Origin of the sequence: Streptococcus sp. TATVAM-FAB8, assembly GCF_046592795.1 — a bacterium.
Lineage (GTDB): Bacteria > Bacillota > Bacilli > Lactobacillales > Streptococcaceae > Streptococcus > Streptococcus ruminicola.
This window is the reverse complement of record NZ_JAWVPQ010000008.1, coordinates 36,597-62,518: the sequence shown is the minus strand read 5'-3', so window position 1 is coordinate 62,518 and position 25,922 is coordinate 36,597. Positions and strand designations below refer to the sequence as shown.

General features: G+C 37.9%; 20 protein-coding genes. 1 reads left to right on the top strand and 19 read right to left on the bottom strand.

What is annotated here, in order from left to right:
* Window positions 1-2 precede the first annotated feature (2 nt).
* Together SFC32_RS05910 and SFC32_RS05905 are read right to left on the bottom strand one after the other, a co-directional pair.
* Window positions 3-2,792, bottom strand: a complete 2,790-nt coding sequence (locus SFC32_RS05910; RefSeq protein WP_411050115.1) for a cation-translocating P-type ATPase — start codon at window positions 2,790-2,792, stop codon at window positions 3-5.
* Window positions 2,793-2,951: 159 nt separating this feature from the next.
* Window positions 2,952-4,100, bottom strand: a complete 1,149-nt coding sequence (locus SFC32_RS05905) for an MFS transporter (RefSeq protein WP_411050116.1) — start codon at window positions 4,098-4,100, stop codon at window positions 2,952-2,954.
* 229 nt (window positions 4,101-4,329) lie between these two features.
* Between SFC32_RS05905 and SFC32_RS05900 the strand changes: the two genes are divergently transcribed.
* Complete coding sequence (locus tag SFC32_RS05900; protein WP_039697102.1) at window positions 4,330-4,629, top strand: ArsR/SmtB family transcription factor; 300 nt, start codon at window positions 4,330-4,332, stop codon at window positions 4,627-4,629.
* 37 nt (window positions 4,630-4,666) lie between these two features.
* Here the strand turns inward: SFC32_RS05900 and SFC32_RS05895 are convergent, their stop codons facing one another.
* The 17 genes from SFC32_RS05895 to SFC32_RS05815 form a co-directional block, all read right to left on the bottom strand.
* A complete protein-coding gene (locus SFC32_RS05895) occupies window positions 4,667-5,149 on the bottom strand; it encodes a DUF2798 domain-containing protein (protein WP_411050117.1) in 483 nt (160 codons plus the stop codon).
* Window positions 5,150-5,486: 337 nt separating this feature from the next.
* Window positions 5,487-5,903: a cupin domain-containing protein gene (locus SFC32_RS05890; protein ID WP_039697104.1), complete on the bottom strand. Its 417-nt coding sequence runs from the start codon at window positions 5,901-5,903 to the stop codon at window positions 5,487-5,489.
* Window positions 5,904-6,035: 132 nt separating this feature from the next.
* On the bottom strand, window positions 6,036-7,913 hold the full coding sequence (locus SFC32_RS05885) for an ABC transporter ATP-binding protein (protein WP_039697105.1): 1,878 nt from the start codon (window positions 7,911-7,913) through the stop codon (window positions 6,036-6,038).
* A complete protein-coding gene (locus tag SFC32_RS05880; protein WP_074563443.1) occupies window positions 7,913-9,664 on the bottom strand; it encodes an ABC transporter ATP-binding protein in 1,752 nt (583 codons plus the stop codon). The genes SFC32_RS05885 and SFC32_RS05880 overlap by 1 nt, the downstream gene beginning before the upstream one ends.
* Complete coding sequence (locus SFC32_RS05875; RefSeq protein WP_074563441.1) at window positions 9,657-10,103, bottom strand: MarR family winged helix-turn-helix transcriptional regulator; 447 nt, start codon at window positions 10,101-10,103, stop codon at window positions 9,657-9,659. The genes SFC32_RS05880 and SFC32_RS05875 overlap by 8 nt, the downstream gene beginning before the upstream one ends.
* 192 nt (window positions 10,104-10,295) lie before the next feature.
* A complete protein-coding gene (locus SFC32_RS05870; protein WP_411050118.1) occupies window positions 10,296-12,215 on the bottom strand; it encodes an ABC-F family ATP-binding cassette domain-containing protein in 1,920 nt (639 codons plus the stop codon).
* A gap of 76 nt (window positions 12,216-12,291) precedes the next feature.
* The gene (locus SFC32_RS05865; protein ID WP_411216635.1) at window positions 12,292-13,911 is read right to left on the bottom strand and encodes an SIR2 family protein; all 1,620 of its coding nucleotides are present in this window, start codon (window positions 13,909-13,911) and stop codon (window positions 12,292-12,294) included.
* Between the two features lie 169 nt (window positions 13,912-14,080).
* Window positions 14,081-14,794 (bottom strand): matrixin family metalloprotease, encoded by a 714-nt coding sequence (locus SFC32_RS05860; RefSeq protein WP_039697110.1) that lies wholly within the window; start codon window positions 14,792-14,794, stop codon window positions 14,081-14,083.
* A 147-nt stretch (window positions 14,795-14,941) separates the two neighbouring features.
* Window positions 14,942-16,603 carry a ribonuclease J gene (locus SFC32_RS05855; RefSeq protein ID WP_039697111.1) on the bottom strand — a complete coding sequence of 554 codons (1,662 nt, stop codon included), beginning with the start codon at window positions 16,601-16,603 and terminating at the stop codon, window positions 14,942-14,944.
* Between the two features lie 200 nt (window positions 16,604-16,803).
* Window positions 16,804-17,562, bottom strand: coding sequence for an ABC transporter ATP-binding protein (locus SFC32_RS05850; RefSeq protein WP_039697112.1), 759 nt, complete (start codon window positions 17,560-17,562; stop codon window positions 16,804-16,806).
* Window positions 17,559-18,428 carry an ABC transporter permease gene (locus tag SFC32_RS05845; RefSeq protein WP_411049988.1) on the bottom strand — a complete coding sequence of 290 codons (870 nt, stop codon included), beginning with the start codon at window positions 18,426-18,428 and terminating at the stop codon, window positions 17,559-17,561. The genes SFC32_RS05850 and SFC32_RS05845 overlap by 4 nt, the downstream gene beginning before the upstream one ends.
* A gap of 21 nt (window positions 18,429-18,449) precedes the next feature.
* Entirely contained in the window at window positions 18,450-19,451 is a 1,002-nt protein-coding gene (gene trpX, locus SFC32_RS05840; protein ID WP_074625911.1) for a tryptophan ABC transporter substrate-binding protein, read from the bottom strand.
* Between the two features lie 348 nt (window positions 19,452-19,799).
* Window positions 19,800-21,422 (bottom strand): peptidase M20, encoded by a 1,623-nt coding sequence (locus tag SFC32_RS05835; RefSeq protein WP_411049987.1) that lies wholly within the window; start codon window positions 21,420-21,422, stop codon window positions 19,800-19,802.
* Complete coding sequence (locus SFC32_RS05830; protein ID WP_411049986.1) at window positions 21,412-22,377, bottom strand: NAD(P)-dependent oxidoreductase; 966 nt, start codon at window positions 22,375-22,377, stop codon at window positions 21,412-21,414. Before SFC32_RS05830 ends, SFC32_RS05835 begins: the two co-directional genes overlap by 11 nt.
* Window positions 22,355-23,440 (bottom strand): histidinol-phosphate transaminase, encoded by a 1,086-nt coding sequence (gene hisC, locus SFC32_RS05825; protein ID WP_411049985.1) that lies wholly within the window; start codon window positions 23,438-23,440, stop codon window positions 22,355-22,357. The genes SFC32_RS05830 and hisC overlap by 23 nt, the downstream gene beginning before the upstream one ends.
* Before the next feature lie 63 nt (window positions 23,441-23,503).
* Entirely contained in the window at window positions 23,504-24,340 is an 837-nt protein-coding gene (locus SFC32_RS05820; RefSeq protein WP_074625917.1) for a dimethylarginine dimethylaminohydrolase family protein, read from the bottom strand.
* Window positions 24,341-24,352: 12 nt separating this feature from the next.
* Complete coding sequence (locus SFC32_RS05815) at window positions 24,353-25,906, bottom strand: ABC transporter permease subunit (protein WP_411049984.1); 1,554 nt, start codon at window positions 25,904-25,906, stop codon at window positions 24,353-24,355.
* Between the last annotated feature and the right edge of the window lie 16 nt (window positions 25,907-25,922).

The window sequence follows — 25,922 nt, the reverse complement described above, 5'->3', positions numbered from 1 at the left end:
ATCTATTTTCGCATCAAACGTTTTCGCCACTCTTCAAGTCCAACAATAACAAATGGACAAAGCACCAAATAAAGCCAATGCCAGAGACCAAGACTTGCGGTGTTAAAGAGATGATGGAAAATAGGCACGTAAACCAAAATCACAAAGATAATCAATTCAACGATTAATCCAATATTAATCAATGGATTGCCAAATAATTGCAACTTACGAATGGATTGGTCAGAAGTTCGGCTGTTCATGACCATACCGATTTGACAGAAGATAATGGCACCCAAGGTCATGGTTGTCGCTTCTTGGTACAATTGACCTGAACCTGCAAGCACCGCTAAATTACCATTATGAAGTAGATAAGTGATGAAGAACGCACCCATGGCAAGTGCTGATTCAATCAAGCCATACCATAGAAAGGCTTTAATAAGCAATTTTTTATCTAACAAACGATCTGTCAATTTACGAGGAGGTTGATTCATGACACCTGGTTCTGGAGGTTCAACTCCCAACCCAAGTGCTGGAATCATATCAGTTCCCAAATCGACGGCTAGAATTTGCATAACCGTTAATGGAAGTGGGACAAAACCTCTGGATAAGAGGAAGAATGCTGACGGTACGGCTTCTGGAGTATTTGAGTTAAAGATATAAGTCAAGAATTTCTTGATATTATGATAAACCGCACGACCTTCTTCAACCGCTTTAACGATGGATGCAAAATGGTCATCCGTCAAAATCATATCTGCCGATTCCTTGGCGACATCAGTACCCGTGAGTCCCATTGCCACACCGATATTAGCTTTTTTAAGAGCTGGCGCATCATTGACACCATCACCAGTGACAGCAACGACTTCACCCAATTCTTGAAGAGCTGATACAACTCGATATTTTTGCTCAGGTGCCACACGCGCAAAGACAATTTCGCCCTTGAGCGCTTCTTTTAAGGCTTCATCAGACATCTTTTCCAACTCTAAGCCAGTCACAACACGCGCATTGTCGCCACGGACAATACCGATTTTCTTAGCAATACTGAGCGCTGTCAAACCGTAGTCACCTGTCACCATGATAATACGAATGCTTGCGCGGTGACATTTTTCAACCGCCTCACGCACACCTTCCCGAGGAGGGTCACTCATAGCAATTAAGCCAAGAAAGACCATATTGTGTTCTAGAGTTTCTTGCGTCCATTGTTCTTCTTGAGTCAATCGGTCGCTTTCCAAAGTTCGATAAGCAAGTGCCAAAACCCGCAAACCATCCTTAGCAAAAGCATCATTGGCAGCTAAGATTCTCGCTTGAACGTCTGCAGTCATTTCATGAATACCTGTTTGGTCTTTGTAAAAATGGCAGAGCTCAACCATTTCTTTCGGAGCTCCCTTGGTGATTGACACCAAAGAACTACCATCTACTTGGCTATCAACACGATTAATGGTCGTCATGCGCTTGCGCACTGAATCAAAAGGTAATTCTTTCAAGCGTGGTCCCCAAGACTTGTTTTTTTCAAGAGTTAAACCTGCTTTTTCAGCCAAGACATTCAGGCAAGCTTCGGTTGGGTCACCAAGAACGGTGTAGGAAGCATTTTCCTCACTCGGTGGCAAGACTTGAGCATTACTGCAGAGGTGAGCAAAGCGGACGAGGTGTTCAAGCGGTTGGCTTTCGATAAGCGCAGCTTTCTTGCCGCCACTTCTGCGGATATCTCCTTCAGCAGCATAGCCTAGTCCTGTCACATCATACTGACCAGATACTTGCCAGAGGTGATTAACCGTCATGGCATTTTGAGTCAATGTCCCGGTTTTATCCGAGCAAATGACTGATGTTGCTCCCAAGGTTTCAACGGATGATAATTTCTTAACCAAGGCATTGGACTTAGCCATGCGTTGCACCGCCATTGCCAAAGAAAGAGTAACTGTCGGAAGCAATCCTTCTGGGATAAAGGCGACGATCATACCAAGTGCGAAAATAAAGGCTTTTGCAAATGGTTGGTGAACAAAAAGTGTCGCTGCGATGAAGAAAATAACACCAACCGTAATGGCAATGACTGAAATTTGTTTGGTCAAGTGGTCCAATTCTTTTTGAAGCGGGCTCTTATCATCAGCCATATTTTCTGTCAAGTGAGCGATTTGTCCAAATTGAGTTGCCATACCAGTCGCTGAGACAATCATCTTAGCCGAACCTGAGGAAACGGTCGTTCCTGCAAAGACCATATTGTCGTATTCAAGAGCTGTTTTTTGAGAGTCTGTATCAGCTTCGCTATTTTTATAAACAGGATTTGATTCACCCGTTAATGCAGACTGGTTGACCTGCAAGTCCGTCGCAAAGATAACACGACCATCTGCAGAGATACGGTCACCTTCTTCAATCAAGACAAGGTCGCCAGGCACCAACTCTTCAGCAAGTACCTTTTCTTCTTGTCCATCACGAATAACACGTGCATAAGAAGGAAGCATCTTTTTAAGAGCTTCGGTTGCTTGGCTAGCACGGTATTCTTGAACAAAACTAAAAACACCATTGACAATATTGACAAACCAAATGGCAAGACCGAGTTCCACGCTGTGAGACAAAATCGCCACAGCACCACCAACCCAAAGCAAAATCGCCATGAGACTGGTGAAATTCTTGATAAAGGTCACAATTACGGGTTCTTTTTCTGCCTCTTTTAGCCGATTTGGACCATATTGTTTTTGACGTTCCTTGACTTGTTCGTGCCTGAGCCCAGATTGTTGCGTAGCAGCGGCTTGATAAACATCCTTTGCTGCGTAAGTTTCAAGGTCAAGTTGAACAGTTTTTTCATTTGTTCTATCACTCATAACTTGTTCCTCGATTTCTAAAAACGGTTTCACGTCCTTAAAGCCATTATACTACTTTTCAAAATCATTGAGGCAAATCAAGCAAGCCTTTCACACCATTTTCAACAGAATTTCCAAGTTTGTACAAAAAATCCTAGAAAGAAAATTCTAGGATATTTTTTATTTATTCTTAAAAGCTCCAGCTTGATAGTACAATAGCAAAGAAAGAGCAATCATTACTGCTGCAAAAACAGCAATTCCTGAAAATCCTGTAAATTGTTCAAATAAGATACCACCAACAATCCCTGCAATGGTTTCACCCAAATACATCACGGCATTTGATAATGATGAAATCGTACTTCGAGCATTTTCAACAGTACTTTGCAATGTCGTCATAAATAATGGAAAAATAAATCCATTGTTCACATAAATAATAGTCAATAATACTTCTGCCATCCAAAAATGATGAACAAATAACAGCGCCACGTAAAGAATAACAAGTGTCATCAGTTCTGTTTTAAATGTCTTTTGTAAACCAAAACGTTTAACAATATGACTGCCCAAAAGTGATCCAGCAAGATTACCAGCACCAATAGCAATAATTGCTGTACTAATATTAGCTAAAGACAAACCAAAGCTATGATTAAACCAAGTCGCAATAAAAGTGATTGCTGTAAATGATCCCGTCTGAAACACAAAATAAGCTAGAAGATAAGACACGGATTTTTTATTCGTTAAAACATTTTTATAAGCTACTGTAAAGGAAATTCTGTGTCCTGTTCCAATTTCCAATTTTGGCATACAAAAATTGATAAGAAGTAATAAGACCAAAGAAGCCGCTGAAATGGTAATGAATGGTGCACGCCATGAAATTCCCGCAAGATAACCACCGAGTGGAACACCCGCCATTTGAGAAACAGATAAACCAGCAGTTGCATAACCCATCACCTGAACAATGTGTTTTTTATCAACCACCACTGGAATCGATGCCCAAACTTGAGGTGTCACAAAAGAGGCACTAATCCCAGCCAAAAAACGAAACAAAAGCATCAAAGTAAATGAATTGGCAAAGCCACACAAAAAAGTTGAAATCGTAAAGGCTAATAGACCATAGACCATCACTTTTTTTCGATCTCTTCCATCTGAAATTGGTCCTGAAACCAAAGCAAATAGAGCATAACCAATAGCATACGCACTAACCATCCAGCCAGAAATTGACGTATCAATATGATAAAGACTAGATAAAGTCGTTAACAATGGAGAAATCAAAAACGTATCTGTTCCAATGATAAACATTGTTAAAAAGAACAAGGAAGCATTTTTTTTCATTTTTTAAATCACACTTTCTATTAATTGAAAAACAAACTGATATTATCAGCATCACCCAGCAATCAAAAATTTGCAATCTCCTCTCGCTTTAGTTCAATAGTTCAAAGACTTTTGAAATATTATGTAATATATTACTACTCAAAAGAAATACTGTCAAGATTTATTTTCAGAAAATTTAAAAAACACTTAATAAATTGACAAATAAAACTTTCGATAGTACAATTTTCGTATGACTATTGAACAATATTCTAACTACAATAACGAAGACTTAATCAAAATTTTTAAAGCATTAGCTGACCCAGTTAGGTTAAATATTCTTCGTATTCTATCAAAAAGAGAAAGCGAACTTGGGTGTGGAGAAATTGGTGAATTGCTTGATATGAGCAAGTCTGCTGTCTCTTATCACTTTAAAACTCTTCGCGAAGCTGGACTTACTATCACTCGAAAAGCTGGACAAAATAAATTCGTTCGTTTAAATCATGAAACCCTTGAGAAATATTCGTTAACAAATTTGATTAATAACTTATAATTCAAAAAAAGCTGGAAGATACCTTCCAGCTTTTACTTTATTCTGTTACTTCGACAGGCACTTCTGCTAAAATTCCTTGTTTTTGAATTTCTCCCAAGAAGAAACGTGCAATTGGACCGACAATGATAAAGTTATAAGGTAAAGCAACAACAAAGTTTGTCAACCAAGTACGACCGTACAAAGCCAAGCTAACATTTGACAAGCCATGACTAAAAATCATTCCATAAAATGACATACATGTTACCATACCAAAAACCATGCAGCCTGAAATCGTAAGGATTTTTACTAATTGGTGTTTTAAACCACTTGGTAGGATTCCAAAAGCAATTTTCTTAGCAATTGGACCAACGACTAAAGTATCTAAAATGAAAGCAACGATAAACCCTGGAATGAATCCTAAAAAGACATGTTTCCAAGAAAAAGCACCAGCAACGAACAAGTTCCACATACTCATTCCAAAAACCATCATTCCACACATCAAACACGTAAATACCATTGCTTCTTTAAAATTACGAGGCATTTTATTCTCCATTCATTTCATTTTTTATCAACCCTCAACCTAGGTCGGCGTACAACAATATGTCCTCCGCTAGGATAGTGCCTGAATGGATTTTTTACTCCAACACTTCTCCAATCAACTCCAGTTTACAGTCAACAGGATTCAGTCTACCATAAAAAAATTTTCTTCGTAAGTGATTTTTGCCAAAAAATAAAAGTAAACGTTTTACACATTTACCTCTCATTTTATTAATCAATAATTTGTTCCATACGTGTTTCTAGTGGTGTCATACCTTGAAGTTCTTTGAAAACGCTTAAAAAGAAGATATAAAAAAAGACGCCAGATGCGTCTTTAAAACTTACTTCTCTCCCAATATTTTCCTTACCAATTCTTCGCAATCGACTTTGTCGTTTTTGATTTTGTCAGATTGGTTATTGCCGCTTGGGACAAAGCGAAAAACGGTGAACTGAACTTCTTCTTTAGTATCACCAATGATTCGATGTATCGAATCGTTTACCCGTAGGACATCACCGCAATTCGCCGTATAAGTCTTTATGGCATTGTCTTCCAAGACTTGAATGGTTACATTTCCTTTTGTCGGTACAATAACTTCTTCAATAGCTTGATGCTTATGCCAATCCTGAATGGTATTTGCAGGTAAAACATTTTGATGAATTTCAAATTCGGGATATAAGAAATAATTCACCTTAGTTCCATTGTCTTTTTCAACCGAAATAGCTTCTGAAAATTGCCGAATGTCAATAAATTTTGACATGATAGCCCTCCTTTGGTTTGAACAAAGTATATCACGACAATTTAGCATTTTCAACTAAAAATATATACCTAAAACACAAAAAACAACCCTTGAAAAACAGCTCTGCTATTTTCCAAAGATTGTCTAAATCTGTTATTCGCTGATGGCGTTACCTGTGTAGAGTTGGTAGTAACGGCCTTTTTGAGCGATTAATTCGTCGTGGTTACCACGTTCAATGATGCGTCCTTGTTCAAGAACCATGATACAATCAGCGTTGCGAACCGTTGATAAGCGGTGGGCAATGACAAAGGTTGTACGACCTTTCATAAGAGCGTCCATACCTTCTTGAACGTGAACTTCGGTACGTGTATCGATTGATGAGGTTGCTTCATCAAGGATCAATGCTGGTGGATTAGCCACAGCCGCACGCGCAATCGCAAGCAATTGACGTTGTCCTTGAGAAAGATTGCTTCCGTCACCCGTCAAAACAGTATCATAACCTTCAGGCAAGCGTTTAATGAAATCATGCGCATTTGCCAATTTTGCGGCATCGATACATTCGTCATCAGTCGCATTCAAATGTCCGTAACGGATGTTGTCCATAACTGTACCAGTGAAAAGGTGTGTATCTTGCAATACAATCCCTAAACTACGACGAAGATCTGCTTTTTTAATTTTACGGATATTGATACCATCGTAATGAATCTTACCTTCTTGGATATCGTAGAAACGGTTAATCAAGTTCGTAATAGTTGTTTTACCAGCACCAGTTGAGCCGACAAAGGCAATCTTTTGACCAGGTTCAGCAAAAAGATTGATGTCATGAAGCACCATCTTATCATCATTGTATCCAAAGGTAACATCTGTGAAAGTCACGCGACCTTCTTGCTTGTGATAAGTGACTGTACCATCTTCATGTGGGTGTTTCCATGCCCATGTACCAGTTGCTTCTTCAACTTCTTGAAGATTTCCATCAGCATCTTCTTTGGCATTGACCAATTCAACATAGCCTTCATCAACTTCAACTTCAGCGTCAAGCAATTTGAAGACACGGTCTGCCCCTGCCATCGCCATAACTACAGAGTTGATTTGTTGGCTGATTTGAGTGATTGGGTTAGTAAATCCACGGTTCAATGCAAGAAAAGAAACCAAAGTTCCCAAAGTCAAACCAGCATAACCATGAAGTGCCAAAGCCGCACCGAGCATGGCACAAAGAACATATGAAATGTGTCCAATGTTAGCAGATACTGGCATCAAGATATTGGCAAAAATATTGGCATTTGTAGCTGAATGACGGAGTTCTTGGTTGAGTTTACGGAAATCTTCTTTGGCACGTTCTTCGTGGTTAAAGACTTTAACGACTTTTTGACCGTCCATCATTTCTTCGATGAAACCATTAACGCGACCGAGGTCATTTTGTTGGTCATGGAAATATTTTGATGATTGCGCAGCGATTTTACGAGCTACATAAAGCAAAACAATAACCATGAAAACTGACAAGGCTGATAATGGCACATTTAGAACTAACATGCTGACAAAAGTTGTCAAAATCGAAAAGCTTGAGTTGACCACTTGCGGGATACTTTGTCCAATCAATTGACGAAGCGTATCAACGTCGTTGGTATAGATTGACATGATGTCCCCGTGAGCATGCGTATCAAAGTACTTGATTGGCAAGCTTTCCATGTGCGTAAAGAGGTCAATACGAATACGGCGCATTGTTCCTTGTCCCACATAAACCATCAAACGGTTATAAGTGTAAGTACTTGCTACCCCAATAATCCCAATAATGATTAGTTGGAAAATAGCATGCGCTAAACCAGAAAAGTCAGGATTTTTTGCAGCTAAAAGAGGTGTAACATAGCTATCAATCAAGGTTTGCATGAACAAACTAAAACGAACCATACAAAGCGCAGCAATCAAAATCAAGACGAAAACAGCCATGAAACGCCATTTATAATTCTTAATCACATAAGCCAAAACACGTTTTAGTGTGGCTTGTTTGTTCACTTCTTTTTTAGGTTGAGCCATTAGTTATTACCTCCTTCCTCATCAAAATCACCGCTACCTTGTTGTTGAACCTCATTGATTTCACGGTAGATAGCGTTTGTTTGTAGTAATTCATCGTGGCTAGCAAAGCCTGAGATTTTACCATCATCAAGCACCAAAATCTTATCAGCATGTTGCACACTTGAAATACGTTGTGCAATGATAATTTTTGTTGTTCCTGGAATTGTTTCTTCAAATGAACGACGGATATTGGCATCTGTGGCAGTATCCACGGCACTTGTTGAATCATCCAAAATCAAAACTTTTGGTTTTTTAAGCAATGCGCGAGCGATACATAGACGTTGTTTTTGACCACCAGAGACGTTGCTTCCGCCTTGTTCAATCCAAGTATTGTATTTATCAGGGAAGCGTTCGATAAATTCGTCTGCACAAGCTTGACGACAAGCTTCCATACATTCTTCATCAGTCGCATTTTCATTCCCCCAACGAAGGTTATCAAGAATAGTTCCTGAGAAAAGGACATTTTTTTGAAGCACTACGGCAACTTGGTCACGAAGAACTTCCAAATCGTATTCGCGAACATCGTGTCCACCAACTTTAACTGACCCTGCATCCACATCATAAAGACGAGAAATCAAGTTAGCAAATGATGTCTTACCTGAACCTGTGCCACCGATAACACCGATGATTTCACCAGATTTGACACTAAGGTCAATGTCAGACAACACTTCTTCTCCACCACCGTGTTTGTATGAAAAATGCACGTGGTTAAATTCAATGCTACCATCTGGAACTTCCATCAAAGGATTTTCTGGATTAACGATATCAGCTTTTTCATTCAAGACTTCAGCAATACGTTCAGCACTGGCTGTACTCATTGAGACCATAACCATAATCATTGACAACATCATTAGTGACATCATCATGGCAAAGATGTATGACATTAAGGATGTCAATTCACCTGTTGTCAAACTACCATCAACGATAAACTGTGCCCCAAACCATGACAAGCAAATAATACATGTAAAGATGATAAACATCATGACTGGCACGTTGAAAATGATGATTTTTTCAGCTTTAACAAATAAACGGTAAATATTTTCAGCAGCCTTAGTGAATTTTTTATTTTCATATTTTTCACGAACAAATGCTTTCACCACTCGAATGGCAGAAATATTTTCCTGAACGCTGGCATTCAAATCATCGTATTTACGGAAAACGTAATTGAAAGTTGTCATAGCCTTACGCATGATAAATAGAAGAGATGCTCCCAAAATCAAGACAGCCGCAAGGAAAATCAAACTCAAGCGGCGATCCACCACAAAACACATAATCATACTAACAACGATTGTCAGCGGTGCACGCACAACAATACGAATGATCATTTGATAAGCATTCTGTACATTTGTAACGTCTGTTGTCATACGAGTGACAAGACCAGCTGTACTGTATTTATCAATATTTGAAAAGGCAAAGGTTTGAATATTTTCATACATTCCTTCACGCAAATTAGCGGCAAATCCTGCTGAGGCTTGCGCAGCGAATTTACCAGCCAAGAAACCAGTTGTTAAACCACATGTGGCAAGAACCAACATCAAGATTCCATACTTCATGGCAACAGCCAAGTTCCCTGCTTGTACCCCTTGGTCAATTAACTTAGCAATGACAAAAGGGACTGACATATCGAAGAAAACCTCTAAAGCTGCACACAAAGGAGCAAGTAAAGATGGTGTCTTATACTCCTTGACTTGAGCTAAAAGAGTTTTAATCATTCTCGTCACCTCTTTCTACAACATTATAATAAGCTCGTTCGAGCAATGAATGAAATGTTTCTTGATCTTTATCAAAAAAGCCTCTAATGATATCGTCTTCAGACTCTTCCAAGTGACCACAAACCAGCATAATCAAGTCCATGCCCTTATCAGAAATACGCACTTTCTTGATACGCTTGTCTTTTTCATCCTGACCTGTAATAACTAATTCCTTTTGTTCCAAACGCGAGATAATCCCAGCCATGGTTGGTTGCGACACTTCAAATTCTCTCTCTAATTCCTTATAAGTACAACAATCCTTGTCATCTTTTAAATACAACAATACCCAAGATTGCATAATGGTGATATTATAAGGCTTCAAGAAATTATTCATATTTTGTTCCAAACGATGTGCGATTCGCTTAACAAGCCAACCGTATGGAGCATTTTTAGGATTCATAGTTACCTCCGACAATAAAAAAGCAAGGTCTTAAAATATGCCAGAATTGATTGACATCTCTTAAGATTTGCTAAACATTCCATTTTATTCCATTAATTATTATAAAACTTTGAGTTGAAAAGTCAATAGCCTGCTATTGATTTTTTAAAATCAAAAAAAGCCTGTTTTGATTCAAAACAGACTATCTTACATTTATCCCTCAACTTTTTCGCTGAGTTCTTCCCATTCTAACATGAGGGTTTCTTGTTGTTCAGTTAATTCATCAAGTTCTTTTTGAAGATCAACAAGTTCTGTTGCGTCATTTGTAGCCAACATGGCTTGATTGATTTCTTCTTCACGCGCTTCAATCTCTTCTAATTGATTTTCAATTTCAGTGATGCGACGTGTGAGTTTGCGAAGTTCTTTTTGATTGGCTTTTTGCGCTTGATAATCATTAGCTGGCGCTTTTTCAACGACTACAGTTGTTTTTTCTTGCGCTTCTTCTTCCTTCATGCGAGCCAATTCTTCCAGCTCTGCTTTTTTCTCAAGGTAATAATCATAATCACCTAGATAAAGTGTTGAACCTTCTTCAGAGATTTCAAGCACTTTCGTTGCCACACGGTTAATGAAATAACGGTCGTGACTGACAAATAAAAGTGTCCCGTCAAAATCAATCAAAGCATCTTCCAAAACTTCCTTACTGTCGATATCCAAGTGGTTGGTTGGTTCGTCAAGGATAAGGAAGTTATTATTTTGCATTGATAATTTGGCAAGCAAAAGACGAGCTCGTTCGCCACCTGAAAGCATGCTGACAGATTTTTTAACGTCATCACCTGAGAAAAGGAAGGCTCCTAGACGATTTCTGATTTCTACTTCAGGTGTAGTTGAGAAATCATTCCACAACTCATCAAGAACGGTATTGGTACGTGTCAAATTTGATTGTGTTTGGTCATAGTAACCAACCTCGACATTAGCACCGTAAGTTGATGTTCCTTTGATAAATGGAATTTGTCCAACGATAGATTTAATCAAAGTTGATTTTCCAATACCATTTGGTCCAACGATGGCAATGGCATCAAATTTCTTAACATCAATGTTAATCGGTTCAGATAAGATTTGGTCGTCATAGCCGATTGCTGCATCTGCCACTGTCAAGACGACGTTTCCTGATACCTTATCAGCGTGGAAAGTCATGTTAGCTGATTTTTGTCCAGCTGATGGCTTGTCCAAGCGCTCCATTTTTTCTAGTTGTTTGCGGCGGGCTTGGGCACGTTTTGTCGTTGATGCACGAACAAGGTTGCGTTGCACAAAGTCTTCCAACTTAGCAATTTCTTTAGCTTGTTTTTCGTAATTTTTAGCTTCAAGAGCTAATTTCTCAGCCTTCAAGTCCATGAATTTTGAGTAATTACCGACGTAACGATCAAGCGAATGTTTTGTCAAATCAAGCGTCACTGTAGCAACTTTATCAAGGAAGTAACGGTCGTGACTGACAATAATCAAAGCGCCTTGATAGTTGACCAAGTAATTTTCAAGCCAAGCAATGGTTTCAATGTCCAAGTGGTTGGTTGGTTCGTCAAGAACAAGCAATTCAGGCTTTTCAAGCAACATTTTAGCAAGAGCCAAGCGCGTATTTTGCCCACCAGACAACTCAGAAATTTTCATTTGCCACATAGACTCATCAAATTTGAACCCATTCAAAATGGCTTTGATTTCTGCTTCGTAAGTGAATCCACCTTTAACACGAAATTCTTCTGATAAACGGTCGTAATCCGACATCAATTTATCAAAAGCATCGCCTGTTAGCTCTGCCATTTGCATTTCCATCTTGCGAAGACGTGATTCCATGCTACGCACGTCATCAAAGACATGCAACATTTCATCAAAAATGGTATTTTCTGACTCAAAACGGCTATCTTGTGCCAAATATGACAAGCTCAAATCACGTTTTGTGTTAATTTCACCTGATGTTGGTGCTTCTTCCCCAACTAAAATTTTTAACAACGTTGACTTACCAGCACCATTTCGCCCAACAAGCGCAATACGGTCCTTTTCATCAACTTGAATATTAATATTATCAAATAATACATCGCCCGAAAAAGAGCGTTCAATTTTGTTTCCTTGTAAAATAATCATAGTTATATTTTAACAAATCCTCACCCGTTAAACTAGGAGAATGTTAAAAAATCTGCCAAATTCAGCAGATTTTTATTTACTCAATATCTCCATTTTCAATTAAATCATACGCTAATAATAATTTTCGCTGAGCAGATAACTCTGGTGCAGAATTATTATAATTTTCACGTATCACTGGCAAAATATCTTTTTTTATATAGCTTAATATTTCTTCTGGTGAAAAATTCTTTATGTTATAACAAATTATTTCTAATATGCTAGTTTTATAAAGTTGTAACGAAAGTATTTTATCTAGTGAATCATATTCTCTTTGATTACTCTTATTAACAGTTTTAATAAGCTTATCTAAAGTTCCCATATTATTTATTCTTGTTTCTATTTTTTGTTTTTCTTTACGTCTTAAAAATCTACATTCTTTGTAATTAATATTTTTCAAATATTTGACAAAAGGGAATCTTGCGTTAGAAGTTTCATTTGCAATAAATTTAAGTGCGACTTCTGGTAAAAAACTTGTTTTGTCAAAATAATCTTCTACATAGTCAACAAAACCTGGATTTACAAATATATTCTTTTTATCTCCTAAAGCAACTACCAAGTGCTTATTTTGTACATCCTCCGGCATAGTCTCTAAATCCCGAGGAGCGACTAGAACACTACTTAACTTTCCATTTGCTCCTGCCGTAACTATAATATTCTTTATTTTAGATTCAAATAGACTGACTTCATAAGGAGATAACCCTTGATCAATTTTTATAATTTCTCGGTACAATTCTGAATAGTTATCAGTTTTTATAATAGAATGCGAAATATTGATTGAAGGATTATTCACTATTTGTTCAGTAAATTCATTTTGCCCTTCTTGATAATCTACAACTGTTATCCTATTACTGGTTTTTCTTAAATCATCATTTGGCAACTGTGAAGAAAAATCAGATAGTAATTTTTGAATGTTTCGATCTGTTAAAGAATAGCCTAAAAAAATAATAGGAGAATTAATTAAATTAGCTAAAATTTTGGCACTAATTAAGATAGAATTTTTATCATATTTCCTATAATCTTCCTCTGTGATAATAATACTGTTAGGATCGTTTACATCTCCATGTATTTTAAATAATTCAGACCAATTACGAGTTTCGTCAAAAAAGCCTTTTTGTCCAACATAAACTGTCGGCTTTTTATTTATGGAATATAACAAATCTTCTGTAAGTGTATCATAATTAGTTGTAATTATCACTTTTGCTTTTGATAAAAATTTAGTGTATAAATCAATTTCCTCTCGCATTTCGTCTTTTATCACAGGATTTTTAAATCTTTCAGCAAGCGAAAAATTAAAAGGAGAAATCGAATTGTGAAAAGCAGTACTTTGATCAAGACCATCTATTTTAATAACACCATCAAAAAATAGATCATCATATTTCTGCTTAATATATGAAGCAGTTTTCGTATTAACGGCAAAATCCTTTTCATTATCAGATACAGAATCTTCTAACTCTTTTTTTAGCTCTCTCATATAACTAAAAATTGATTTTTCTTCTCCTAATAGTTTCCAATATTCTTCTAAAAGATCTAACCAAGTTGGAAAATCTTTCAAATACCTTTTAGACATCCCAGAACCAATAAAAACGATTGGATAGCTATTGTTATCAATAATATCTTTTAACAAATTAGTATCTCCTTTAACTTTTCTATCTGTCATTTTCAATAAATTAGTATAATCACGATAAAGCTAATTAATATAGCATGTTTATTGTATTATAAATACTCCATAGAAAAAAATCAACTTTATTTTTTCTTTTTGATAAGATTTCAACACCTGGTAATTTTAAAAAATCTGCCCAAAGAACAGATTTTCGTATGTGTATGCGTTATTGATTATAAATCGATTGCACTTTTTGGATATCAACCGTTTGAATGCCGTAGTATGATCCTGAAGACTGCATGACAGATTCTTCATTATCATCGTGGTCAAGCCCAATCGCGTGTCCCAATTCGTGCTCTGCTGTGTAAACAATTCGATTGTGCGTATAACCATAATCATTATCAAGCAAGTAATAGGTATTTAACTTGACGTCCACATGCGTAATCTGATTAGTCAGCGCATTGGTTTCTGTCTCAGCAAGCCCTGCTGCCTTAGAGCTGGCATCAGAATACTCTGTCGCCACAATATTAGCAGAACTTTCATCATTCACAAGCGTAAAAGTAAAAGCCCCCGTTGCATTCCAAGCATTGATGGCTTCTTCATAAGCATTTACCAAAGTTTTATTGGTCGTTTTAATATAAACTGTCGCTGAATTACTTGACCAACGTGCTCCAGAATAATGCGTGAAATCATCAGTCGATAAATCCTTTAAATTTTTAGCAATATCATCTTTATTATCCTGAAAATATGCTGTCACACTATTAGCAGCATCTAAAATGGAATTTGCTAACTGTGAGCTACTATTATTGGCATAATAAAGCAGACCAAAACACACAATCGCAATCAAAATGATTGTCTTAATAATAGCCCAGAAAAAATTCCAGATAATATTAATAATGAGGCTTGGAATGAAAAAGATAATCTTAAATAGTGTTCTCATACGTACCCTTTCTTTCTAGAATTCTAAGCATTAACAAATTACCTCGGGCTTTAGTATAACAAGCCCAGCTTAAAAAAACAAGAAAAAATAAACATTTCGGTACACAACAAAAAAGAAGCTAGTTTATTTACTAGCTTCAAATTATTCTTATCTCACTTCCATAACGACTGGTAAAATCGCTGGGCGGCGTTTGGTTTGGTCAAAGAGGAATTTAGCCACTTCATCGCGGACAGCTCCTTTTAATTCACCCCAGTCAAAACTATCTTGTTCCAAGTAGTTTTCAACGGTTTGGTTAACCAATTCAGCTGATTCACGAAGGATATCACGACTCTTCTTAACGTAAACAAATCCGCGTGTGTGAATTTTTGCTTTTGATACAATTTTCTTTTCGCGTTTATTAACAGTCAAGGCAACGATGAAGATACCATCTTCTGACAAGACTTTACGGTCACGAAGAACGATGTTTCCAACATCACCGATAGCATTACCATCAATCATGACATCGCCTGCTGGTACGCTACCTTCATGGTTGAAACCATTTTTACCAAGAACCATGACATCACCACGTTTGACGATGTAGATGTTTTCAGGATACATACCAACTTCTTGTGCCAATTCAGCGTGAGCTGCCAAATTACGGTACTCACCTTGAACTGGGAAAAGGTATTTCGGTTGAAGAAGGTTAAGCATCAACTGCAAATCACGTCCATTGGCATGACCTGAGACATTAAGTGTCTTCGTAATAAGGTTAACCGTACCACCAGCTTTGTAAATAAGGTTTTCAACACGCGCAACCGCTGCTTCTTTTGAAAGACTTGGTGTTGTAACGATGTAAACCAAATCACCATCTTTAATTTGAACATAACGGTGACGACCAAGTGCCATTTTATGTAGACCATTGATTGGTTCACCCATACGACCAGCTTCAAGAATAATTAATTCATGGTCTTCGTATTTGTGCATGTCTTTTGGCTTGATGATTAATTTTTCATCAACTAAACGAAGACGTTTCATACGAATAGCTGTGCGGACAATGTTTTCAGCGTCAAAACCAGTCAAGACCACACGACGACCGTATTCAGCAGCTGAGTCAAAGACTTGTTGGATACGCACTAGGTTTGAGGCTACCGCAGCAATGATAACGCGACCTTCAGCATCAGCAATAGCGCTATCCATTTCAGCAGCAACTTCTGCTTCACTAGCTGTCATCACGTGGCTTGTAGCATTTGCAGAATCAGAAAGAAGGGCAAGTACTCCTTCACGTCCAATTTCAGTCAAACGTCCCAAGTCAGTGCGGTAATATTTACGCGCAGCTTGGTCAAACTTAAAGTCACCTGTGTAGACGATGTTTCCTTCATCGGTACCAACTACAATCCCTAAACTTTCAGGAACTGAGTGAGTTGTTTTGAAGAATGAAATTGTAGCATCTGCAAATTCAATTTCTGTTTCAGCATCAATAACATGGAAGTTATTGAATTTTTTAACGTTATTGTTTTTCTTAACGAAAAGCTTAGCTAATTCGATAGTCAGTGGTGACCCGAATACTGGTGCTTTGAATTCTTGCAAAATATAAGGCAAAGCTCCAATAGCATCGGCGTGCCCGTGTGTCAAGAAAATCCCTTGCACACGTTTTTTGTTTTCAATTAGATAATCAAGGTTTGGAATGACTTCATCCACACCAAGTTGCTCATTTTCAGGATACTTCAGTCCAGCATCCAAAACGAAAATTGAGTCATTAACTTCTACCACATAGAGGTTTTTCGCATTTTCACGAACCCCACCTAGGGCAATAATTTTAATATCGCTCATGACGATGTTTTCTCCTCTTTTTTATTTTTTTTATACGTGCAAATTAATTGCTTATGAATTTTACTAACGGTCCTTGCCTCCAAAAAGGTTAGCAAGTCGAATTACAGCAATTTAATTGTAACATATTTTCAGAAGATTTTCTTCTTTATGATTTGGAAAAGTCACTCAAGGCACAAAAAAACGCCCGAGGGCGTTTCATTTTATTCAAATAATTGATAGTAATCAGCGATTGCCATTTGGGCTTTTTCATCTTGGTTGAGGTCTTTGATGATTTTTCCGTCTTTCATGACAATCAAGCGATTTCCGTATTTCAGAGCATCTTCCATGTGGTGGGTAATCATAAGCGCCGTTAACTGATCTCCTGTTACAAATTCATCTGTCAAGTTCATCAAAGACACGCTTGTTTTGGGATCAAGTGCTGCTGTGTGTTCATCGAGTAATAACAACTCTGGACGTTTCAGCGTAGCCATCAAAAGGCTGAGCGCTTGACGTTGACCACCTGACAAAAGACCAGTTGGTGTGTCCAAATGTTTTTCAAGTCCATTACCAGTTCGTGCCACCAATTTCTTAAATTCATCTGTAAAACTGTGAATTTTTCGTGGCAAGAGGCCACGCTTTTCACCACGGTATTTGGCAATCAAAAGATTTTCTGCCACCGTCATACGCGGTGCTGTCCCCATTTTTGGATCTTGGAAGACACGCGCAAGGTAATTAGCACGTTTTTCAGCAGGCAGATGCGTCACATCTTTTCCAAGGATTGAAATGCTTCCGCTAGTTAACATCAAAGTCCCAGCAATCACATTGAAAAGAGTTGATTTACCAGCACCATTTCCACCTAAAATCGTTAAAAAGTCGTGTTCATAAATGGTCAAATTCACATCGTCAAGGATTGTTTTGACCTCATCAAGACCATTATTAACTTGAACGGTTGCATTTTTTAATTCGACAATTTTTTTCATCGTGATAAGGTCACTCCTTTAAAGAATTTATTTTTAAGAACAGGAACCATGAGACAGATTGCTAGGACTAAGGCGCTGAACAATTTGAGATAGTTTGTATTGAAACCAAGTGCAATCACACCTGTGATTAAGAATTGATACAAGATTGAACCAACCACAATAGCAATCAAACGTTCAAGTAGGGTTAAGCCTGTTGAATAAAGAACTTCACCGATAATAATACTTGCAAGCCCAATAACAATGACACCAATCCCTTTTGACACATCAGCGTAGCCATCTTGTTGACTAACAAGCGCACCAGACAAAGCAATCAGACCATTTGAAATCGTAAGCCCCATCACTTCCATACGGTCAGTGTTAATCCCAAAACTTTTAGCCATATCTCGGTTATCACCAGTTGCGATATAAGCTTGACCAAGACGTGTGTAAAGGAAGAAAATCAGCGCTGAAATGACGATTACCACTGCCAAAAGACCGATTACCAAAAGATTTGTACTATCAGCAAATGGAAGCAAGGCTTGCAAAGGTTTGATATTTAGCAAACCAAGATTAGCACGCTTCATAACCATAAGCATAACGGAGTTACATGAGGTCATTACCAAAATCCCTGCTAAGAGCGTTGGAATTTTTCCTTTAGTATAAAGAAGACCAGTAACAAGACCAGCTAAACAACCCGCAAGCATACCTGCCAAAGTAGCTAACAAAGGGTGTGTCCCGTGATTCATCAAAGTAACAGCCACTGCTCCACCAAGAGGGAAAGACCCTTCAGTCGTCATATCTGGAAAATTAAGAATTCGGAAAGTCAGGTAAATTCCTAAACCAAGAATCCCCCACAAAAGTCCTTGTGAAACTGACGAAATAATCATATGATGTTTTCTCCTTCTCTCCTAATTTTCATCTGCTTTGACAGCTACAGTTGCTTTTGACAACATGCTATCTGGAATCGTAATGCCAAGTTCTTGGGCTTCTTTCAAGTTAAGGGTTGGGGTACCAGTATTAACGATGTTAACTGGGACGTCTGATACTTTTTTACCAGCAAGTAATTTAACAGCAATTTTTGCTGTTTCAACCCCTAAATCATATTGACTTTGAGCGACTGAAGCGATGCTTCCTTGTTCAACCATGGTGTCCACACATGAATAAACTGGAATCTTAGCAGCGTTTGCTGAGTTGACAACAGTTGAAAAAGCTGAAGCAATGGTATTATCTTGTGGGACAAAAACAGCATCGACTTTACCAGTCATGACAGACATGGTTGTTTTAATTTCATTGGTTGATGGGACAGCGTACTCGATTACATTGATACCAGCTGCTTTAGCGTATTTTTTAAATTCAGCCACTTGAGATACGGAATTATCTTCGCTACTAGCATACAAAACTCCGATTGTTTTAGCGTTTGGTGTAATTTCTTGAATCATCTCAACCGTTTGTTTAATCGGCACTTGGTTAGAAACTCCTGTTACGTTTCCTTCCGGTTTTTTCAAATTCTTAACCAATTTTGCTCCGACTGGGTCTGAAATAGCTCCCATCACAACTGGAATGTCTTTGGTTGCTGAGGCTAGACCTTGGGCAGCTGGTGTTGCAATACCAATGACCACATCATTTTTAGCATGAACCAATTGTTTACTCATGGTTTGGATTTTACTTTGGTCACCTTCGGCATTTAAAACGGTAATCTTCGCATTTGCTTTGTCATAACCGGCATCAGCTAAGCCATCTTCAATCCCTCTTTCAATCTCATCAAGAGCATCGTGGGTAACATATTGTAGAATACCGATTTTAATATCTCCATTTTTGGCTGACTCATTTTTTGTCTGGTCATAAATCATTGAACCAGCTACTAAAATGACAAGGGCAATAAGTGTTCCAATAAGTGCTTTATTTTTCATATTTTTCTCCGTTGAACAATCTAAATTATTTAATACCTTATTTTCAATTTGATGAGTCAACTAAAAAGAAAAGCGTCTAGTAATTGCTTACTACACGCTTTTTTATCTTTTAACTAAGATTAGCGCATAGATACTTTTTAGAAGTACTCCAAAAGTCGTATCTATGCAACAACATAAACACAACTTTTACATACGCCAACTTTGCCAACTTGTAAGAGTTTGTGTCATGTTCATATCTTAGCTTCCTCCTGTGTTTTTTAATAATTATAACCTAAATTCTGAAAATTTCAAGTTCTTTTCGAAATTTTCTTATTTTTATTCAAAACACTTATTTGCCATGCTCAAACTTTAGCTTAAATGCTTGATAAAACTTCTAATAACCTTTGGAAGAGTGTGATAAGAATAAGGTTTGTAGAGTCTTTCTTTCCAAGTATGAGCTCCAATACCGTAAACGCCCAAGTCAAGAGCTGGAATGTCAAGCTTTCTGATGGTATCAACTGGCAATGGATAAATTGCATCCATCAGAGGAAAATTCGCTTTTAGTTTTTCAATGTCTTCTGGACTTTCTCGTATCGCAAGATAGCTAGAATCACTTAAAAATGGGAAAAATCGTCGTTTCACAAAATGTTCTTCAGGAAATTCTGCCATCATTTTTTCAAGCGCTTGGTCAACATCGCTGCCTTTATCAGTATAATTGTGGGGACAAAACGGCGGTGCTAAAAAGACAATCACTTTTGCTTCATCAGACTGTGTTTTTTCCTCAAGGTAATCAATTAAATCAAAACCAACTTCTCGTTTGTCAAAATCTCCGATAGTTTCAAAGAACTCCCTAATCAAGGCTTGACTATCAAAACCTTTTTTCTCCAAAACATCTAGATACTGCGAAAAAGTCATCACAGTAATATCATGCGAAATCTGGCTATGAATATGACTTCTTTCCGAATAAATCTTAAATCGTTCTTTATAATGTCTTGAAACCTCATGAACAGCCTCACGACTAGCTTCCATTAAGGTGTGCAAAATGGTATCTGCACTTTTTTCATATAAGAAAGTATTGAAGTAAAGATTAGCACGCTTGTTTGTTTGGACATTATAAAAATCCTTGCAATCTCGTTGTAAAAGCACAGAACTTGGCAATATATCTTCATTGTCAATTTTTTCAACTAAATCAAGGTTGGTATTGATTTTAAGATTAATCGCACTAGAAATCATTGTGGCATCAATGCCCATCAAACAACTGCCAACATGCGTTTCTCTCCCTTTGATGTAAAAACATGTCAGCATTTTTCCAGCTGCGCCCGTGTAGATATATTTCTTATCATCACCGTCATATGATGGCGAAATAAAATCTGTATTGATAGCCACTTTAAAATCATAGCCAGCTTTACGCAAACGTAACAGTTCACTTGAGGCTTGAATAGCACCCGTATGGTCATTTTCCTCAACACAATTGGTCATCACAAGTAAATTACAGGGAAGTTCATCCATGTGTTCCATGTAATACAAAAGTGTTGCAATATTGACCGCATCACCTGATTTCATATCAAGAATACCTCGTCCAAAGAGCCAATCACCTGATTTGGCATGCTCTTGAACGACAGGGTCATCGTCATAATCTTTAAAAAAATCTAGCAGAGCATCTGGATTATTTGCGATTGTCTTTAGTGGACCATAATCCTCTATGCCTACGGTGTCCATATGCGAGTGTAAAATGACAGTCTTAGTTGTTCCTGATTTTTTGAGCAGTGCAAAATTATTTTTTCGTTTCAAGGAGTCGTTTTCTAAAACCTGCTGCCAGAGGTCTTCTGGGTGAGCTTTAAAATACGGTGCTGACTGCAATAAGTCATAAATGGCATCTGCCAGCTTGACCTCTCCTGCTGTACCATTTACCGAAAGAATGGACACCAAATATTTAGCAATTGCTTCGATGCGCTCTGGCAAACTGTAGGCTTCAATCGTTTCAAATTTCATGATGATACTCCTTTAAAATGGCAACTGCATTTTTAACCGTTTGAACTTGCAAGGTATTTAGACTTTCTTGACTGTAAAAGGCTGAATGCGGCGTTAGAATAACATTCTCGCGTCCAAGCAAAGGATTGTTAAGCAGATCTGGATTTTCACTTTCTAAAACATCCAAGCCAGCACCAATCACTTTGCCCTCATCAAGTGCTTCTACCAAGGCTGCTTCGTCAACCAGACTACCACGCGCCACATTGATAAACATTACTGGTTTCTTCAATTTCTTAAAGAAATCACGATTAAAGAAATGCTCATTTGCCGAATTAGCAAATAAATGCAAGCTAATCACATCAGCTTCTGCTTGGATAGTCTCAACCGAGACCAATTTGACCCCAATTTCTTCTGCCACTTCTTCTGGCAAAAAAGGATCGTAGGCAATCACTGACATGCCAAAACTTTTCGCACGTTTTGCCACTGCTTGACCAATTCGACCAAGCCCAAAAATCGCCAAAGTTTGCGAGGACAAACGCTTCACTTCACCAGCTTTTTGATAACTCCAAAAACCAGCTTCAATGTATTTACGATGAATAAAGAGTTTTTGATTTAGTGCTAGTAATAGAGCAATCGTGTGGTTGGCAACGTCTTCTGTCGAATAAGCTCCTAAATTTCGAATAGCAATGCCTAACTTATCAGCATACTCACAGTCAATGGTATTTGTTCCCGTAGCATTAACCGCAATACCCTTCAAATCTGGAAATTTTGCCAGAATATTTTCCTTCAAGGGAAGAAAGGCTGTCAAAAGAACATCCACACCAGACATTCGCTCGATGAACTCATCCTCATTGATATAAGGGTAAACAGAAATTTCGCTATCGGCAGGTAAAAGTTCCTTTAAAAGGTTAACTTCGATACTCAAATCACGCTCCGCCAAAACATTTGGATAATCAGAAATTAACACTTTTAACATGATCTTTCTCCTTTAAAATAGCATCTACCTCACTTACTAGACGGTGCATTTCTTGCTTGGTTCCAATTGTGATACGAACATAATCTTTGACTTCTGCTATGTCATAACGACGAACCAAAATATGACGCTCACGCAATTTCTCATACAATTCCTCTCCTGAAATCAGGTGTGAAGAGGCATAGACAAAGTTTGTCTTACTGTTTAAAACCTTGAAACCTAAGATTCGCAAAGCTGATGTCAAGAAATCACGATTTTCGATAATTTCCTTAACATGTCTTTCAAAATGAAATTCATCTTCAAGACTTGCTAGAGCAACTTCTTCTTGTAGCAAACTCACATTGAATGGATTAACCGTCATTTTTAAATCTTCCATATCTTTGATAAGTTCTTTACAAGCAACCGCGTAACCAATACGACCGCCGGCTAATTGACGCGATTTGGAAAAAGTACGAACCACAATGAGATTTGAAAATTCTTCAACCAAGGAAATCGCTGATTGTGAAGCTCCACCAAAATCAATATAAGCTTCATCAACAATCACCAATCGTTCAAGATTCGAGGCAAGCAACTTCTTGATAGCTGACAAAGGTTTCAAAAATCCTGTTGGGGCATCTGGATTCACCACTATAACGGCGTGGGGAAGTTTTTCATAATCTGATAAATCAACGCGTAAATCTTTTGTCAAAGGCACTTCCAACGCATCATACCCAAAGGTGTCAGCATAGCCTTTATAAAAAGGATAAGTCACTTTCGGAAAAGCAAGTTTATCGCCTCGTTCAAAAAATGTTCTAAAGATTAAATCTAAAACATCATCTGCTCCTGTTCCAACAATGACGTTTGTTTTATCCAAAGAATGCAAATCAGCCAATTTTTGACGTAATTTATGCTGACAAGGATCGTTGTAATAATTTAAATTCTGAGCATTTTTCAAAACCTCTAAAACACGAGGGCTAGGCTCTTGTGAACTTTCATTGGCATTTAATTTAAGGTAATCATCTCCAAGTTGTTCACCAGGTTTGTAAGCGACAATAGTTTCAAATGATTTAGCTAAAAATGTTGACATAACAAACTTTCTAAATTGTTTTTTACGTGGCAATCCACATCTACAAATGATAATTAAAAGTGATTAATAACGTTCAAGCGGGAAAGTCATGCAATGCACGCCACCACCTGCTTTCAATAACTCCGTCATATCGACCTCTATGACTTCCATGCCTTCACTGCGAAGTGCTTCGTTAATAAAAATATTTTGTTTTAAACTCATTACACGATTATCTCCCAAAGCTTCAACGTTATAACCATGTTTAAAAATCATGTCTTGCGTTCCAGAAATAATCTTAATGCCTTTTTCCTTGACCAAGGTAACAAAATCTTCTGGCAATCCAGCTTCATAAGCAATAGCAAGTTTCGGTGCCACTAAGTTAAAGCACATATCCAGATGAAGATAGTCTGGATTTGCCTTAACAGCATAGACCTTGTAACCATATGGTTCTAATTGCTTACGAATTTCATCAACACCTGTGAGATTGGTGCGATCAATCACCCCAATCGCTAATGTCTTCTCATCAATAAATGCAAAATCACCCCCTTCAAAGTAACCTTCAGTAACTTCAGCAATTTTTGGAATGCCAAGCCCCGCCATAATGTCTTCGTAATGACGACGTTCCTCAAAACGAATAGGCTTTTTAAAACGCCCTAAGATATATCCTTCCTTAACATCACCTCCAAAATCTCTAGCAAAAACTGCATTTGGCATTTTTTTACCAGAAGTGACCTGGACCACTTCCACGCCATTATCCTGGTAAGCTTTGACCACAGCGCCGTACTCTTGCATCATTTTGTCGTGGTCCAAAGGTTCAGTGTACTGCTCTGAAATCACATTAATCGGTGCCGCACTTACCAGAAAATCTGGTCGGCACATTAACACTTTTCGTAAACGGCTGGTTCCATCAATTACTGCCATAAGAATCTCCTCCTACTCATTTTCTCCCGTATTTTTTTGCGCTAAAGCACTATAGGTTTTCATCCATTTATCAAAGCTACCATCTTTTTTATCTTGCTCAATCAATTTATCCACGTAAGCCTTGAGCGATTGATTGCCTTTAGTTAAGGCCATAGCCGTCTCAGTTGTCCCTGGTAAATCAATATCAGCATAAGTCAATTCACTGTTACTTGCGATATATTGGTCAGCTACCGTATCATCTGCAACCACAGCATCCACTTTACCTTGTGCTAAATTCAAAAACGCATCTGGCAAACTTGATAAGGCAACTATCTGCTTAGGTTTGATGTCCTCTTTGACCACATCTTCTTGCGTTGTTGATTTTTGTACTGCAATCGAACTTTGTGATAAATCAGCAATCGCAGTGTACTGAGGAGCTGAATCTTTACGAACAACAACTTTATTGATTTGCTTAACGTAGTTTTGTGTGAAATCGACCGACTTTTCACGTTCTTTTGTTTTTGTCATCCCGGCAATGGCGATATCAGCATTTCCTGACGTGATAGTTCCTAGAATCGAATCAAAATTCATATTTTTAACCACTAATTTCACCTGCAATTTATTTGCTAATTGCTTGGCAAAAGCTAAGTCAACTCCAACAGCTTTCTTGTGACCTGATGACAAATCGTAAAACTCATAAGGAGCGTAGCCAATGTTAGTTGCAACAACCAGCTGTCCAGAATTCTGAATCTTCTCGATGCTTCCAGCAACCGTGTTTGTTTCCCTATGATTAAGAGCAAAAGCACCAAATATCATTACCATAAAAGCTGCTGTCACAAGCAAACTCTTCCAACTAGCTTTAATAGTTTGCACCAGCTCATCCCATTTATCACGCAAAGTTAATTCGTCTGCACTGCGATTCATCTTTCTTTCATAATGTGCAACGATACGTGTGGTTGAAAAAGTAAAAACCAAATAAACAATCCCAACAGCAATCACCGCTTGAAAAGGTTTATAAGAAATCCCCTGAATAGTGCTTGCTGTAAACATCAAATCAGCAACCCCAATTACCGATGCTTGCGAACTTGACTTAATGTTATTCGCAAATTCATTTCCCAAAGTTGGCAAAATATTTTTAAACGCCTGCGGGATAATCACATACCGATAAGCTTGAAATTTATTAAAGCCAATACTTCTAGCCCCTTCAAATTGTCCTGAATCTACCGCTTGAATCCCAGACCGATAAATCTCAGCAACAAAGACCGATTCCCCAACCGTTAAACCCGTTAAGGCTGCAATCAAACGGTCTAAATCAACACCAAAAAGCGTACTTTTAGGAATATTTAGCCCCAGCATGGGCAAACCATAAAAGAAGAGTGACAAAATGACTAGCATCGGCAAACCACGAATCACTTCAATGTAAAGTTTTGTCAATCCACTAATCAAAAGATTGTCACTCATCCTAGCTGCGGTGACAACACCCCCTAAAATCAGGGCTAAAACCATGGAAACCACCGACAAAAAGACTGTCATCAGGGCACCATCTAAAATAAATCCACCATAACTTTCCAGAAACCCACCAAACATAACTCTCTCCTAGACC

Excerpts from the sequence above, each read along its gene's own strand:
- SFC32_RS05815 (WP_411049984.1), bottom strand. The coding sequence starts at position 25,906 with ATGTTTGGTGGGTTTCTGGAAAGTTATGGTGGATTTATTTTAGATGGT.
- hisC (WP_411049985.1), bottom strand. The coding sequence starts at position 23,440 with ATGTCAACATTTTTAGCTAAATCATTTGAAACTATTGTCGCTTACAAA.
- SFC32_RS05820 (WP_074625917.1), bottom strand. The coding sequence starts at position 24,340 with ATGGCAGTAATTGATGGAACCAGCCGTTTACGAAAAGTGTTAATGTGC.
- SFC32_RS05875 (WP_074563441.1), bottom strand. The coding sequence starts at position 10,103 with ATGAATCCTAAAAATGCTCCATACGGTTGGCTTGTTAAGCGAATCGCA.
- SFC32_RS05900 (WP_039697102.1), top strand. The coding sequence starts at position 4,330 with ATGACTATTGAACAATATTCTAACTACAATAACGAAGACTTAATCAAA.
- SFC32_RS05885 (WP_039697105.1), bottom strand. The coding sequence starts at position 7,913 with ATGGCTCAACCTAAAAAAGAAGTGAACAAACAAGCCACACTAAAACGT.
- SFC32_RS05830 (WP_411049986.1), bottom strand. The coding sequence starts at position 22,377 with ATGTTAAAAGTGTTAATTTCTGATTATCCAAATGTTTTGGCGGAGCGT.
- SFC32_RS05880 (WP_074563443.1), bottom strand. The coding sequence starts at position 9,664 with ATGATTAAAACTCTTTTAGCTCAAGTCAAGGAGTATAAGACACCATCT.
- SFC32_RS05890 (WP_039697104.1), bottom strand. The coding sequence starts at position 5,903 with ATGTCAAAATTTATTGACATTCGGCAATTTTCAGAAGCTATTTCGGTT.
- trpX (WP_074625911.1), bottom strand. The coding sequence starts at position 19,451 with ATGAAAAATAAAGCACTTATTGGAACACTTATTGCCCTTGTCATTTTA.
- SFC32_RS05835 (WP_411049987.1), bottom strand. The coding sequence starts at position 21,422 with ATGAAATTTGAAACGATTGAAGCCTACAGTTTGCCAGAGCGCATCGAA.
- SFC32_RS05905 (WP_411050116.1), bottom strand. The coding sequence starts at position 4,100 with ATGAAAAAAAATGCTTCCTTGTTCTTTTTAACAATGTTTATCATTGGA.
- SFC32_RS05870 (WP_411050118.1), bottom strand. The coding sequence starts at position 12,215 with ATGATTATTTTACAAGGAAACAAAATTGAACGCTCTTTTTCGGGCGAT.
- SFC32_RS05845 (WP_411049988.1), bottom strand. The coding sequence starts at position 18,428 with ATGATTATTTCGTCAGTTTCACAAGGACTTTTGTGGGGGATTCTTGGT.
- SFC32_RS05895 (WP_411050117.1), bottom strand. The coding sequence starts at position 5,149 with ATGCCTCGTAATTTTAAAGAAGCAATGGTATTTACGTGTTTGATGTGT.
- SFC32_RS05860 (WP_039697110.1), bottom strand. The coding sequence starts at position 14,794 with ATGAGAACACTATTTAAGATTATCTTTTTCATTCCAAGCCTCATTATT.
- SFC32_RS05850 (WP_039697112.1), bottom strand. The coding sequence starts at position 17,562 with ATGAAAAAAATTGTCGAATTAAAAAATGCAACCGTTCAAGTTAATAAT.
- SFC32_RS05865 (WP_411216635.1), bottom strand. The coding sequence starts at position 13,911 with ATGACAGATAGAAAAGTTAAAGGAGATACTAATTTGTTAAAAGATATT.
- SFC32_RS05855 (WP_039697111.1), bottom strand. The coding sequence starts at position 16,603 with ATGAGCGATATTAAAATTATTGCCCTAGGTGGGGTTCGTGAAAATGCG.
- SFC32_RS05910 (WP_411050115.1), bottom strand. The coding sequence starts at position 2,792 with ATGAGTGATAGAACAAATGAAAAAACTGTTCAACTTGACCTTGAAACT.